Consider the following 14,152-nt stretch of genomic DNA (forward strand, 5'->3'; position numbering starts at 1 on the left):
GGATATGGGACCACTTGTCCCCCAGCTGCCCCACCCGCACCGCGTTTAATCGAGAAAGTTGTGGCTCAACTCTGAACACACAACTGGTTACCTACGTATCCCGATGTGAGCGACCGACTGGGGGAACCCCCGGACACCGGAGGTAGCCGTGCGCAAGGATTCCGCTGTGGCCGATGAACGCCCGCACAGGGCACGACATCGCGCATCGCAGCCCTCAGAGCCTGATGAGGAGCTGATGCGCGCGCTGTACCGCGAGCACGCTGGACCCTTGCTCGCGTACGTGCTGCGTCTGGTCGCGGGCGACCGCCAGCGTGCCGAGGACGTTGTGCAGGAAACTCTCATCCGGGCCTGGAAGAACGCCGGTCAGCTCAATCGAGCGACCGGTTCGGTACGCCCCTGGCTGGTGACGGTCGCACGTCGCATCGTCATCGACGGCCACCGCAGCCGGCAGGCCCGGCCGCAGGAGGTCGACCCGTCGCCGCTGGAGGTCATCCCCGCGGAGGACGAGATCGACAAGGCGTTGTGGCTGATGACACTGTCGGACGCGCTGGACGACCTGACCCCTGCCCACAGGGAAGTCTTGGTCGAGACCTATTTCAAAGGGCGTACGGTCAATGAGGCGGCCGAGACGCTTGGCATCCCCAGTGGCACCGTCCGCTCCCGGGTGTTCTACGCCCTGCGGTCGATGAAGCTGGCTCTAGAGGAGCGCGGGGTGACGGCATGAGCAACATCTACGGGGGGTATGGACCGGGAATGCCCGGATCTGTGCAAGGAGCCCAGGGGTCCGGCGACAACATCCACGAGACCGTCGGCGCGTACGCCCTCGGGATACTGGACGACGCCGAGGCCACACAGTTCGAAATCCACCTCGCCACGTGCGAGTGGTGCGGCCAGCAGCTCGACGAGCTGGCCGGTATGGAACCGATGCTGGCCGCGCTCGCGGACCTGCCCGCCGCTCAGGGGACACCCGCGATCGGCGAGTCCCTGTCCGCGAAACCGACCACCGGACTCGCGGACCGCCTGGTCGGCGAGGTCGTCCAGCACCGCGCGAAGAAGAGCCGGCGCAACTTCTTCATGCTGGCGGCGGGCGTCGCCCTGATCGTCGGAGGCCCGACGGCCGTGTTCGCGACGACGGGCGGCGGCGAGGCGGACAAGCCGCCGGTCGCCAGCCAGCCCGCCCACGACGCCTTCGTCAAGATGGCCGACAAGGACAAGGTCTCCGGCACCGACGCGGCCAGCCAGGTCAGCGCCACGGTCGCCATGGAGTCCAAGGCCTGGGGCACGCACGCGGTCCTGGAGCTGAAGAACGTCAAGGGTCCGGAGAAGTGCTCGCTCATCGCCGTCGGCAAGAACGGCGAGCGCGAGACGGTCACCTCCTGGTCCGTCCCGAAGTGGGGCTACGGCATCAAGAACGCCCAGACCGAGCAGGCCAGGAACCCGCTCTATGTCCACGGCGGCGCCGCCTTCACGCCGGACCAGATCGACCACTTCGAGGTTCTGACCTTCAGCGGGAAGAAGCTCGTCTCGGTCAAGGCATGACACGTCGGAACACGTGGTGAGAGGACCCCGGTCGGGCACATAGCCTGACGGGGTCCTTTTCGCGTACGGTGGACGGCTGCCCAGCACGTCAGAAGGGGGCCCGGGTGGCCGCTCAGGTTCAGCAGGAAACGCTCGACTCCGCTCACGACTCGGTGCGTGAGAAGGAGATCGGCGTCGAACAGGAACATCTGGACCGGGTGTACCGGCGCCTCGAGGAGAAGATCCACGAGGCCGAGTTCCTGATGAACGACGCGGCCCAGCGCGGCCAGGTCGGCACCCCCGGCGCACTCGCCGAGCGGGATGCCCAGGTCTTCCGCGCCGGCATCCACCTGAACCGGCTGAACAACGAGTTCGAGGACTTCCTGTTCGGCCGTATCGACCTGCTGCTCGGCAAGGACGGCAAGAAGGGCCCCGACGGCGCGTACACCGCCGTCGAACCGGCCGAGGGCGCCGTCCGCCCCGACGACACCGCCGACATCGCCGAGACCCTCCACATCGGCCGTATCGGCGTCCTGGACTCGGAGTACGCGCCGCTGGTCATCGACTGGCGCGCCCCCGCCGCCGCTCCCTTCTACCGCTCGACCCCGGTCGACCCCGGCCGGGTCGTCCGCCGCCGGGTCATCCGCTCCAAGGGCCGCAAGGTGCTCGGCGTCGAGGACGACCTGATGCGCCCCGAGCTGAAGGCATCCCTCGAGGGCGGTGAGCTGCCCGTCATCGGCGACGGCGCCCTGATGGCCGCCCTCGGCCAGGCCCGCAGCCACACCATGCGCGACATCGTCGCCTCCATCCAGGCCGAACAGGACCTGGTGATCCGCGCCCCCGCCGCCTCCGTGACCTACGTCGAGGGCGGCCCCGGCACCGGCAAGACGGCCGTCGCCCTGCACCGGGCGGCGTACCTCCTCTACCAGGACCGGCGCCGGTACGCGGGCGGCATCCTGATCGTCTCCCCGACCCCGCTGCTCGTCGCCTACACCGAGGGCGTGCTGCCGTCCCTCGGCGAGGAGGGCCAGGTCGCCATCCGGGCGATCGGCTCCCTGGTCGACGGCATGGAGGCCACGCTGTACGACTCCCCGGCCGTGGCCCGGGCCAAGGGCTCGTACCGGATGCTCAAGGTGCTGCGGAAGGCCGCCCGGGGCGCCCTGGAGTCGAGCGACGCGCCCACCCGCCTCCGGGTCGTCGCCTTCGGCCGGCGCGTCGAGCTGGAGGCCCCCGAACTGGACCGCATCCGCCACAACGCGCTCGGCGGCACGGCCCCCGTCAACCTGCTCCGCCCCCGCGCCCGCAAGCTCCTCCTCGACGCCCTGTGGGCCCGGTCGGGCGCCGCGGGCCGGCACAGCGACCCGGAGCTGGCCGCCGAGCTGCGCTCCTCCTTCGACGAGGACATCACCGGCGAGGACGACTTCATCGCCTTCCTCGACGCCTGGTGGCCCGAACTGACCCCGCGCGGCGTGCTGGCGGCCATGTCCGACGAACGCCGCCTCGGCCGCTGGGCCCGGCGCATCCTCAACCCGGGTGAGGTCCGCCGGGTCGCCCGCTCCCTGAAACGCGAGGGCCTGTCGGTCCACGACGTCGCCGTGCTGGACGAACTCCAGGCCGTGCTCGGCGTACCGGCCCGCCCCAGGAGGAAACGCGATCTCGACCCCCTGGACCAGCTCACGGGGCTGGAGGAGCTGATGCCGGTCCGCGAGGAGACCCAGCGGGAGCGGGCCGAGCGGCTGGCGCAGGAGCGCACCGAGTACGCGCACGTCATCGTCGACGAGGCCCAGGACCTCACCCCGATGCAGTGGCGGATGGTGGGCCGCCGGGGCCGCCACGCCACCTGGACGGTCGTCGGGGACCCCGCCCAGTCCTCCTGGTCCGACCCGGACGAGGCGGCCGAGGCCCGCGACGAGGCGCTGGGCAGCCGCCCGCGCCGCCGCTTCACCCTCACCGTCAACTACCGCAACCCGGCCGAGATCGCCGAACTGGCGGCCAAGGTGCTGGCGCTGGCCATGCCGGGCTCCGAGTCCCCCTCGGCGGTCCGCTCCACCGGCGTCGAGCCGCGCTTCGTCACGGCGGCCCGCGAGACCCTGGCCCGCACGGTCCGCGCGGAGGCCGCGCGCCTGCTGGACCTCGTCGACGGCACGGTCGGCGTCGTCGTCGCCATGAACCGCCGTGACGAGGCCGCCCGCTGGCTGGCCGGTCTCGGCGACCGCGTCGTCGCCCTCGGCAGCCTGGAGGCGAAGGGGCTGGAGTACGACGCCACGGTGGTCGTCTCCCCGGCGGAGATCGCGGACGAGTCCCCGGCGGGGCTGCGGGTGCTGTACGTGGCCCTGACGCGGGCGACGCAGCAGCTGACGGTCGTGTCGGCGGAGCGGGACGACCCGGACGCGAGGGGAGTCCCGGACCTCTTGCGCGACTGAAAGGCAGGGGGGCGAAGCCCCGTTGCCTTTCAGGGGCGCGGGGAACTGCGCGAGCAACCACGAACCACCCGCACCCGTGGGCGCATCACCAACTCCCCGAACTCCGAGGCGCCTGTTAGCCTTGTGGGTGGCACCGGCTCGATCCAAGCCCCCGGGCCCAACCTTCGTCGCTCAGAGCGACCACTTGCCGCGAGGCGAGCATGGCGGGTCGGTGCCACTGAACGCCGGAAGAGGTCCACGTCGAATGTGACGTGGACCTCTTCTCGTTGTGAACAAAACGTTCTCAACCCCGGACGGCTAACGCCTACCCGGCGGTAGGTGCGACGATCGGACAACCAAAACGCAGCAAACGCAGTAGCAGAAGTACGCGCGAAAGCAGAGGAAGTCGGCCATGGCAACGGCGCCCAGCGTCTCCTACTCGATGACGGTCCGGCTGGAGGTGCCCGCGAGCGGAACCGCGGTCTCCCAGCTCACCGGAGCCGTCGAGTCCCACGGAGGCTCGGTGACGGGCCTCGACGTGACCGCATCCGGCCACGAGAAGCTCCGCATCGACGTCACCATCGCCGCGACCTCCACCGCGCACGCCGACGAGATCGTCGAGCAGCTGCGCCACATCGAGGGTGTGACGCTCGGCAAGGTCTCCGACCGTACGTTCCTGATGCACCTCGGCGGCAAGATCGAGATGGCGTCGAAGCACCCCATCCGCAACCGTGACGACCTCTCGATGATCTACACCCCCGGCGTGGCCCGCGTCTGCATGGCGATCGCCGAGAACCCCGAGGACGCCCGCCGCCTCACCATCAAGCGCAACTCCGTTGCGGTCGTGACGGACGGCTCCGCCGTGCTGGGCCTCGGCAACATCGGCCCCAAGGCCGCGCTGCCCGTCATGGAGGGCAAGGCGGCCCTCTTCAAGCGGTTCGCCGGCATCGACGCCTGGCCGCTGTGCCTCGACACCCAGGACACCGACGCGATCGTCGAGATCGTCAAGGCCATCGCCCCCGGCTTCGCCGGCATCAACCTGGAGGACATCTCCGCGCCCCGCTGCTTCGAGATCGAGGCCCGGCTGCGCGAGGCCCTCGACATCCCGGTCTTCCACGACGACCAGCACGGCACGGCGATCGTCGTCCTCGCCGCCCTCACCAACGCACTGCGCGTCGCGGGCAAGGCGATCGGGGACATCCGCGTCGTCATGTCCGGCGCCGGCGCGGCCGGCACGGCCATCCTCAAGCTGCTCATCGCCGCCGGTGTGAAGAACGCCGTCGTGGCCGACATCCACGGTGTCGTGCACTGCGACCGCACCGACCTGGTCGACGCCGCCGCCGACTCCCCGCTGCGCTGGATCGCGGACAACACCAACCCCGAGGGCCTCACGGGCACGCTCAAGGAGGCCGTGCGCGACGCCGACGTCTTCATCGGTGTCTCCGCCCCGAACGTCCTCGACGGCGACGACGTGGCCGCCATGGCCGACAACGCGATCGTGTTCGCGCTCGCGAACCCCGACCCCGAGGTCGACCCCGCCGTCGCCCGGCAGACGGCGGCCGTCGTGGCCACCGGCCGCTCGGACTTCCCCAACCAGATCAACAACGTGCTGGTCTTCCCGGGTGTCTTCCGCGGTCTCCTCGACGCCCAGTCCCGCACCGTCAACACCGAGATGATGCTCGCCGCGGCCACCGCGCTCGCGAACGTCGTCACCGAGGACGAGCTGAACCCGAACTACATCATCCCGAGCGTCTTCAACGACAAGGTCGCCGGCGCGGTCGCCGGGGCGGTCCGTGAGGCCGCGAAGGCGGCGGCGTCGGCCTGAGCCCGTCGCTGTGACGGTTGCCACGCCCCGCGCCGTCCGGCGCGTCGCGGGGCCGCCGGGCTTGTGCCGCCCTTTAGTGTGGCGGCCAAGCTCAGGCCTGCCGCGACTCCCAAGGGTGTCCATGTGACTCCCAGGGGTGTTCGTGTGACTCCCAGGGGTGCTGGATTGGCTTTCCCGCCGCAGGTGAGTGCAGGATGCGTTTCTGGGCGCGAGGGTCTGACGACGGACCCGGGTCCGCCTCAACGGCAAGAAGAACACGGGAGTAACAACATGAACCGCAGTGAGCTGGTGGCCGCCCTGGCCGACCGCGCCGAGGTGACCCGTAAGGACGCCGACGCCGTGCTGGCCGCGTTCGCCGAGGTCGTCGGCGACATCGTCGCCAAGGGCGACGAGAAGGTCACCATCCCCGGCTTCCTGACCTTCGAGCGCACCCACCGTGCCGCTCGTACCGCTCGTAACCCGCAGACCGGCGACCCGATCCAGATCCCGGCCGGCTACAGCGTGAAGGTCTCCGCGGGCAGCAAGCTCAAGGAAGCGGCGAAGGGCAAGTAACCTTGCCGTCCGTCCCACGAGGGATGGTGTGGAACGCCTGATGGGGGCGGCACCTGGTCTTCCAGGTGCCGCCCCCATCTGCGTGGGCGTACGGCTGCGGGTACGTCGTGGCTGGTCGCGCAGTTCCCCGCGCCCCTGAGAAGCAGGGGCTGCGCCCCTTGCTTCTCAGGGGCGCGGCTCAGCCGAGAGCCTTGCCCGGCAGCTCGACCTTGGCTCCCAGCTCCATGAGCTTCTCCATGAAGTTCTCGTAACCGCGGTTGATCAGCTCGATGCCGTGGACCCGGGACGTGCCCTGGGCCGCCAGCGCCGCGATGAGGTACGAGAAGCCGCCGCGGAGGTCGGGGATGACCAGGTCGGCGCCCTGCAGCCGGGTGGGGCCGGAGACGACCGCCGAGTGCAGGAAGTTGCGCTGGCCGAAGCGGCAGTTCGAGCCGCCGAGGCACTCGCGGTAGAGCTGGATGTGCGCACCCATCTGGTTCAGCGCGGAGGTGAAGCCGAGGCGGGACTCGTAGACCGTCTCGTGGATGATCGACAGACCCGTGGCCTGCGTCAGCGCCACCACCAGGGGCTGCTGCCAGTCGGTCTGGAAGCCGGGGTGGACGTCCGTCTCCAGCGCGATCGACTTCAGCTGGCCGCCCGGGTGCCAGAAGCGGATGCCCTCGTCGTCGATCTCGAAGGCACCGCCCACCTTGCGGTAGGTGTTCAGGAACGTCATCATCGAGCGCTGCTGGGCGCCGCGGACGTAGATGTCGCCTTCCGTCGCCAGCGCGGCGGACGCCCAGGAGGCGGCCTCCAGGCGGTCCGGGAGCGCCTTGTGGTTGTAGCCGCCGAGCGAGTCCACACCGGTGATGCGGATCGTGCGGTCGGTGTCCATCGCGATGATGGCGCCCATCTTCTGCAGGACGCAGATGAGGTCCTCGATCTCCGGCTCGATCGCCGCGTTCGCGAGTTCCGTCACGCCCTCCGCGAGGACGGCCGTGAGCAGCACCTGCTCGGTCGCGCCCACCGACGGGTACGGCAGCTGGATCTTCGTACCGCGCAGCCGCCGGGGCGCCTCCAGGTACTGTCCGTCCTCGCGCTTCTCGATCTTCGCGCCGAACTGCCGCAGCACCTCGAAGTGGAAGTCGATGGGCCGGCCGCCGATGTCGCAGCCGCCGAGACCGGGGATGAAGGCGTGGCCGAGCCGGTGCAGCAGCGGACCGCAGAACAGGATCGGGATACGCGACGAGCCCGCGTGGGCGTCGATGTCGGCGACGTTCGCGCTCTCCACGTTCGTCGGGTCCATCACCAGCTCGCCCGGCTCGTCACCCGGGCGGACCGTTACGCCATGCAGCTGCAACAGCCCGCGCACGACCCGTACGTCGCGGATGTCGGGCACGTTGCGCAGCCGGCTCGGACCGCTGCCGAGCAGCGCGGCGACCATGGCCTTGGGTACGAGGTTCTTCGCACCGCGGACACGGATCTCGCCACTGAGCGGGGTGCCGCCGTGTACAAGCAGTACGTCGTCAGAGCCGTTGACGGTCATGGATCTCGCGTTCCGTGGAGTTGGGCAGAGGCTTTCCGGCGTGGACGGACGGCCGGTGGACCCGTGGTGCGGGGCCGGCGCGGCGTGGGCCGGAGAGCTAGCGTAATCGCCGCCCACCCCCCTTCCGTAAGCCCAGGGACTTCTCAGCCACGTCATGGATTCGCCACAACACGAACCGTTCATCACCGGCCACACGGGGTCACCACGCCGGCCGTACGCGCCTCTTGCCTCCCCCCGCCGTGAGCTGCGCGCACTCCGCAGCTGCCATTGGCTCCCCGCGCGGGGGCAGGATGCGGGATCATGTCTGGCATGACCGAGGTGTCCTCGCTCACAGGGCGGCTGCTCGTGGCCACTCCCGCCCTGGCGGACCCGAACTTCGACCGCGCTGTCGTGCTGCTCCTCGACCACGACGAGAAGGGCTCGCTCGGCGTGGTCCTCAACCGGCCGACCCCGGTGGGCGTCGGCGACATCCTGGAGGGCTGGGCGGAACTCGCCGGCGAACCGGGGGTCGTCTTCCAGGGCGGTCCGGTGCAGCTGGACTCGGCGCTGGGGGTCGCGGTGATCCCCGGCGGCGGTTCCGTGGACCGGACCCCGCTCGGCTGGCGGCGGGTGCACGGCGCGATCGGCCTCGTCGACCTGGAGGCCCCGCCGGAGCTGCTCGCCTCCGCGCTCGGCTCGCTGCGCATCTTCGCCGGGTACGCCGGCTGGGGGCCCGGCCAGCTGGAGGACGAGCTGGCGGAGGGCGCCTGGTACGTCGTCGAGTCCGAACCCGGCGACGTCTCCTCGCCCTGCCCGGAAAGACTCTGGCGGGAGGTCCTGCGCCGCCAGCGCAGCGAACTCGCGATGGTGGCCACCTACCCGGACGACCCTTCGCTCAACTGATGCCCGTGCGCTTCAGTACCCTTGCGTCATGAGCACTCTTGAGCCCGAGCGCGGTACTGGTACGGGGACCCTCGTCGAGCCGACGCCGCAGACGTCGCACGGCGACGGCGACCACGAGCGCTTCGCCCACTACGTCCAGAAGGACAAGATCATGGCGAGCGCCCTCGACGGCACGCCCGTCGTGGCGTTGTGCGGCAAGGTGTGGGTCCCGGGCCGTGACCCGAAGAAGTATCCCGTGTGCCCCATGTGCAAGGAGATCTTCGAGTCCCTCGGTGCGGGCGGCGACGACCAGGGCGGCGACGGCAAGAAGTAACACGGGCGCGACCGGCTCGGAGGTACCCGTACGAACGGCATGGGCCGCGCCCTGTGCCGTCCGGGTGCCTCCGGGCTTTGTCGTGCCGCGGCTCCGCTCCTCCCCGCGGAGCGCTGCTTTCGGATCACAAGGTGGTCGAGACCTCTTGTGGTCATGTTCATGTACTCCATAGCCTCCGGTGTGTTGTGTAGAGCAGAACGCCCGTTGCAGAGAATGCAACACTCCGCTCCCCCCTCCGGAGGAACAGCTTCATGAGGCTCGCCACCCGACTCGTCGTGCCCGTCGCGGCCCTGGCCCTCGCCGGACTGACCGCCTGCGTCCCCCAGACCTCCGACAACTCCTCCTCCGGGAAGGACGAGAAGACCGGCACCCTCCGGGTCTGGCTCTTCCAGGAGGTGAACAACGAGCCGAAGCGGCAGGTCGTCGACAAGGTGGTGGCCGCTTTCGAGAAAGCGCACGACGGCGCCGAGGTGAAGATCGAGTACATCCCCGTCGAGAGCCGTGCCCAGCGCGTCAAGGCCGCCTTCAACGACCCCAAGAGCGCCCCCGACCTCATCGAGTACGGCAACACCGACACCGCCGGCTATGTGAAGGACGGCGGACTCGCCGACGTCAGCCGGGAGTTCAACGACTGGTCCGACGCCAGGGACTCCGACCCGACCGCCAGAACCTCCGTGACGGTCGAGGGGAAGATCTACGGGGCGCCCTTCTTCGTGGGCGTCCGCGCGCTCTACTACCGCACCGACGTCTTCGAGCGACTGAACCTGGACGCCCCGAAGTCCCTGGCCGAACTGGCCACCACGGCCAAGCGCGTCCGCGCCGCCGAGCCGGACCTGTACGGGATCGTCGTCGGCGGCGCCTACACCTACGGCGCGATGCCGTTCGTGTGGGCGGGCGGTGGCGAGATAGCCGAGGGCAAGGGCGGCTCGTACGCGGCCACGATCGACAGCCCGGCCGCCCGCAAGGGCATCGAGGCGTACACCTCGCTCTTCGGCGACGACAACTGCCCCGCCGCCAAGTGCGCGGGCATGGGCGGCAACGACACGGTCACCGCGTTCGCGGCCGGCAAGGCGGGCATGGCGATCGGCGGTGACTTCAGCCACGCGGCGGTGGAGGCCGGCAAGGTCAAGGGCAAGTACGCCGTCGTACCGCTGCCGGGGGTGAAGCCCGGTTCGGTGGCGCCGGCGTTCGCGGGCGGCAACAACGTCGGCGTCCTGAAGAGCACCACGCACCGCACCCTCGCCGTCGACCTGATGAAGCGGCTGGCGTCCAAGAAGACCCAGAGCGAACTCTTCGACGCGATGGGCTTCCTGCCGACGTACACCGACGTACGGGCCGCGGCGGCCGAGAGGGAGCCGTTCGTCGAACCCTTCGTCAAGACGCTCTCCTCCGGGACGAAGTTCGTGCCCGCCTCCCCGGCCTGGGCGCAGATCGACGCCTCGCTGGTGCTGCCGACGATGTTCCAGGAGATCGTCAGCGGCAAGAAGGACGTGGCCGAGGCGTCGAAGGACGCGGCGGAGCAGATGAACGATGCGTTCGGCTCCGCCGGTTGAGCCGGGGGCGCCTACGGGAGCGGGGGGTGCGGTGCGTGGGCGAGTGCGGGTTCGTCATGGCTTGTCGCGCAGTTCCCCGCGCCCCCATGGGGGCGCCACCCCTTGGCTCTATCTCGCCCCCGCGCTTGTCGTCCTTGGGGGGTTGCTGCTCTACCCGATCGGTCAGCTCGGGCTGATATCGCTCTTCGAGTACACCCAGGCGCAGGTCAGTGGAGGAGAACCGGCCACCTTCCAAGGGGTCGGGAACTACGCGGAGCTGTTCGGGGACTCCGAGTTCCGGCAGGTGTTGCTTGCCACCGTCGTGTTCGCGGCGGCGTGCGTGGTGTCCACGCTCGCCGTCGGGTGTGCGCTCGCCGTGCTGCTGACACGAGTACGGGCCGTGCCGCGGCTCGCGCTGATGCTGGCGGCGCTCGGGGCGTGGGCGACCCCCGCGGTCACCGGCTCCACGGTGTGGCTGCTGCTGTTCGACCCGGACTTCGGCCCGGTCAACCGGGTGCTCGGGCTGGGCGACCACTCCTGGACCTACGGGCGGTACAGCGCCTTCCTCCTCGTTCTGCTCGAAGTGGTGTGGTGCTCCTTCCCGTTCGTGATGGTGACCGTCTACGCGGGCATCCGCTCCGTACCCGCCGAGATCCTGGAGGCCGCGGCCCTGGACGGCGCCTCGCAGTGGCGGATCTGGCGGTCCGTCCTCGCGCCGATGCTGCGGCCGATCCTCGTCGTCGTCACCATTCAGTCGATCATCTGGGACTTCAAGGTCTTCACCCAGATCTATGTGATGACGAACGGTGGCGGTATCGCGGGCCAGAACCTCGTCCTGAACGTGTATGCCTACCAGAAGGCCTTCGCGTCCTCCCAGTACGGCCTCGGTTCGGCGATCGGAGTGGTGATGCTGGTGATTCTGCTGGCCGTCACCCTGGTTTATGTGCGACTGCTGCGCGCGCAGGGGGAGGAGCAGTGAATTCACGGGCATTCCCGCGGCGGCCCCTGCGGCTCGCTGCCGAGGTGTCGGCGCTGGTCATCGCGGCCGTGGTGGCGTTTCCGCTGTACTGGATGGTGTTGAGCGCGGTCAGGCCGGCGGGTGAGATCGAGTCGGCGGAGCCCCGGCCCTGGACCCTCGCGCCGACCCTGGATTCCTTCCGCCGTGTCTTCGGGCAACAGGAATTCGGCCGGTACTTCCTCAACAGCCTTGTCGTCGCCTGCACGGTGGTGGTGATCTCCGCGCTGATCGCGTTTCTCGCGGCGACGGCGGTCACCCGTTTCCGTTTCCGATTCCGGACCACCCTGCTGATCATGTTCCTGGTGGCCCAGACGGTGCCCGTCGAGGCGCTCACCATTCCGCTCTTCTTCCAGATGCGGGACCTCGGCCAGCTCAACACCCTGGGCGCGCTGATCCTGCCCCACATCGCGTTCTCGCTGCCGTTCGCGATCTGGATGCTGCGCGGATTCGTGAAGGCCGTCCCCGAGGCGCTGGAGGAGGCCGCCCAGCTCGACGGGGCGAGCCGGTCCCGGTTCGTCTGGCAGATCCTCTTCCCGCTCGTCCTCCCGGGACTGGTGGCCACCAGCGTCTTCTCCTTCATCTCGGCCTGGAATGACTTCCTGTTCGCCAAGTCGTTCATCATCAGCGACACGTCCCGATCGACGCTGCCGATGGCCCTGCTGGTGTTCTTCGAACCCGAGGAACCGGACTGGGGCGGCGTGATGGCGGGCTCCACGGTGATGACCGTCCCGGTGCTGGTCTTCTTCGTACTCGTACAGCGACGGCTGGTCTCCGGACTGGCCGGCGCGGTCAAGGACTGACGTGACGCGGACGGACCCGATGACTACCGACCGGGCAGGAGCCGACCGGACGAGAACCGACCAGACAAGAGCCGACCGGACAAGAGCCGACCGGACGAGAACCGACCGGACGAGAACCGACCGGACAAGAGCCGACCGGACAGGAACCGACCGGATGAGAACCGACCTGATTCCGGCGCCCCTGGCCGTCGAGGGCCTCATGCGCTGCGGTGTACCGCTCGACGAGGACACCACCCTGTGGGCGGCGCCGGGCACCGAGGACACGGCCCGCTGGCTGCGCTCGACCGTCGGCGCCGCCCTCGGGCTGTCGCTGCCGCCCGGCCCCGAGGACGCCCGCCACGCCGTGCGCCTGTGCCTCGACGACGGCCTGGAGCCGGAGGCGTACCGGCTCGGGGTCGTCGCCGGCCGGGGCGTCGAGATCCGCGGCGGCGGCCCGGCGGGTGTCTTCTGGGGCGCCCAGACCCTGCGCCAGCTCCTGGGTCCCGAGGCGTTCCGGCGCGCCCCGGTGCGCCCCGGGGTCACCTACGGCATCCCGCACCAGACCGTGCAGGACGCTCCCCGCTTCGCCTGGCGCGGCCTCATGCTCGACGTCGCCCGTCACTTCCTCCCCAAGGACCAGGTCCTGCGCTACGTGGACCTGATGGCCGCGCACAAACTCAACGTCCTCCACCTCCACCTGACGGACGACCAGGGCTGGCGCATCGAGATCGAGCGGTACCCGAGGCTGACGGAGGTCGGCTCCTGGCGGGCGCGCACCAGATTCGGCCACCGCGCGTCACCGCTGTGGGAGGAGAAACCGCACGGAGGTCACTACTCGAAGGACGACGTCCGCGAGATCGTCGCCTACGCGGCCGCGCGGCACATCACCGTCGTCCCCGAGATCGACGTCCCCGGACACAGCCAGGCCGCCATCGCCGCGTATCCGGAACTCGGCAACACCGACGTCGTCGACACGGCCGCCCTCACCGTCTGGGACACCTGGGGCATCAGCACGAACGTCCTCGCCCCCACCGACAGCACCCTGCGCTTCTACGAGGGGGTGTTCGAGGAGATCCTGGAGCTGTTCCCCTCGCCCTTCGTGCACATCGGCGGTGACGAGTGCCCCAAGGACCAGTGGCGCGGGTCGGCCACCGCGCAGGCCCGCATCCGGGAACTGGGGCTCGCGGACGAGGACGCCCTGCAGTCGTGGTTCGTCCGGCACTTCGACAACTGGCTGACCGCGCGCGGGCGTCGCCTGATCGGATGGGACGAGATCCTTCAGGGCGGCCTCGCGCCGGGGGCGGCCGTGTCGTCCTGGCGGGGCTACGCGGGCGGCATCACGGCGGCCCGCGCCGGCCACGACGTGGTGATGTGCCCCGAGCAGCAGGTGTATCTGGACCACCGTCAGGACGGCGGGCCCGACGAGCCGGTGCCCATCGGCTACGTGCGCACCCTGGAGGACGTCTTCCGGTTCGAGCCGGTGCCACCGGAGTTGACGCCCGACGAGGCCCGGCACGTGCTCGGCACCCAGGCCAACGTGTGGACCGAGACGATGGAGGACACCGCCCGCGTGGACTACCAGACCTTCCCGCGGCTGGCGGCCTTCGCCGAGGTGGCCTGGAGCCGGCTCCCCGCCCCCGCCGAGCGCGACTTCGCCGATTTCGAGCGCCGGATGGCGGCGCACTACCGGCGGCTCGACGCCCTGGGGGTCGGTTATCGGCCGCCTTCGGGCCCGCGTCCGTGGCAGCGGCGGCCCGGCGTGCTCGGACGTCCGATCGAGGGGACGCCCCCGAACGTGTGAGACGA

Annotated in this window: 12 protein-coding genes; 11 read left to right on the forward strand and 1 reads right to left on the reverse strand. The window is 70.0% G+C overall.

Annotated features, from left to right (window positions below; all coding sequences use genetic code 11):
• The first annotated feature begins 148 nt into the window (after positions 1–148).
• The 5 genes from ACZ6BB_RS06350 (at position 149) to ACZ6BB_RS06370 (ending at position 6,297) form a co-directional block, all read left to right on the forward strand.
• On the forward strand, positions 149–724 hold the full coding sequence (locus tag ACZ6BB_RS06350; RefSeq protein ID WP_013003188.1) for a sigma-70 family RNA polymerase sigma factor: 576 nt from the start codon (positions 149–151) through the stop codon (positions 722–724).
• A 29-nt stretch (positions 725–753) separates the two neighbouring features.
• Positions 754–1,539 (forward strand): anti-sigma factor family protein, encoded by a 786-nt coding sequence (locus ACZ6BB_RS06355; protein WP_471614183.1) that lies wholly within the window; start codon positions 754–756, stop codon positions 1,537–1,539.
• A gap of 104 nt (positions 1,540–1,643) precedes the next feature.
• The gene (locus ACZ6BB_RS06360; protein ID WP_471614184.1) at positions 1,644–3,941 is read left to right on the forward strand and encodes a HelD family protein; all 2,298 of its coding nucleotides are present in this window, start codon (positions 1,644–1,646) and stop codon (positions 3,939–3,941) included.
• Positions 3,942–4,332: 391 nt separating this feature from the next.
• Complete coding sequence (locus ACZ6BB_RS06365; protein ID WP_319366709.1) at positions 4,333–5,745, forward strand: NAD-dependent malic enzyme; 1,413 nt, start codon at positions 4,333–4,335, stop codon at positions 5,743–5,745.
• Positions 5,746–6,015: 270 nt separating this feature from the next.
• Positions 6,016–6,297: an HU family DNA-binding protein gene (locus tag ACZ6BB_RS06370; protein WP_005486790.1), complete on the forward strand. Its 282-nt coding sequence runs from the start codon at positions 6,016–6,018 to the stop codon at positions 6,295–6,297.
• 178 nt (positions 6,298–6,475) lie between these two features.
• Here the strand turns inward: ACZ6BB_RS06370 and murA are convergent, their stop codons facing one another.
• The gene (gene murA, locus ACZ6BB_RS06375) at positions 6,476–7,822 is read right to left on the reverse strand and encodes a UDP-N-acetylglucosamine 1-carboxyvinyltransferase (RefSeq protein WP_059081202.1); all 1,347 of its coding nucleotides are present in this window, start codon (positions 7,820–7,822) and stop codon (positions 6,476–6,478) included.
• Between the two features lie 309 nt (positions 7,823–8,131).
• On the opposite strand from murA, the gene ACZ6BB_RS06380 reads away from it, so the two are divergent.
• The 6 genes from ACZ6BB_RS06380 to ACZ6BB_RS06405 all read left to right on the forward strand — a co-directional run bounded on the left by ACZ6BB_RS06380 (position 8,132) and on the right by ACZ6BB_RS06405 (position 14,147).
• Positions 8,132–8,704, forward strand: a complete 573-nt coding sequence (locus ACZ6BB_RS06380) for a YqgE/AlgH family protein (RefSeq protein ID WP_471614185.1) — start codon at positions 8,132–8,134, stop codon at positions 8,702–8,704.
• Positions 8,705–8,732: 28 nt separating this feature from the next.
• Positions 8,733–9,017, forward strand: coding sequence for a DUF3039 domain-containing protein (locus ACZ6BB_RS06385; protein WP_471614186.1), 285 nt, complete (start codon positions 8,733–8,735; stop codon positions 9,015–9,017).
• Between the two features lie 251 nt (positions 9,018–9,268).
• A complete protein-coding gene (locus ACZ6BB_RS06390) occupies positions 9,269–10,570 on the forward strand; it encodes an extracellular solute-binding protein (RefSeq protein WP_471614187.1) in 1,302 nt (433 codons plus the stop codon).
• Complete coding sequence (locus ACZ6BB_RS06395) at positions 10,548–11,528, forward strand: carbohydrate ABC transporter permease (RefSeq protein ID WP_471614188.1); 981 nt, start codon at positions 10,548–10,550, stop codon at positions 11,526–11,528. The genes ACZ6BB_RS06390 and ACZ6BB_RS06395 overlap by 23 nt, the downstream gene beginning before the upstream one ends.
• The gene (locus ACZ6BB_RS06400) at positions 11,525–12,367 is read left to right on the forward strand and encodes a carbohydrate ABC transporter permease (protein ID WP_471614189.1); all 843 of its coding nucleotides are present in this window, start codon (positions 11,525–11,527) and stop codon (positions 12,365–12,367) included. Before ACZ6BB_RS06395 ends, ACZ6BB_RS06400 begins: the two co-directional genes overlap by 4 nt.
• A 154-nt stretch (positions 12,368–12,521) precedes the next feature.
• On the forward strand, positions 12,522–14,147 hold the full coding sequence (locus ACZ6BB_RS06405; RefSeq protein WP_471614190.1) for a beta-N-acetylhexosaminidase: 1,626 nt from the start codon (positions 12,522–12,524) through the stop codon (positions 14,145–14,147).
• Positions 14,148–14,152 lie beyond the last annotated feature (5 nt).

The sequence above is a fragment of the Streptomyces sp. NPDC041108 genome, assembly GCF_055592645.1.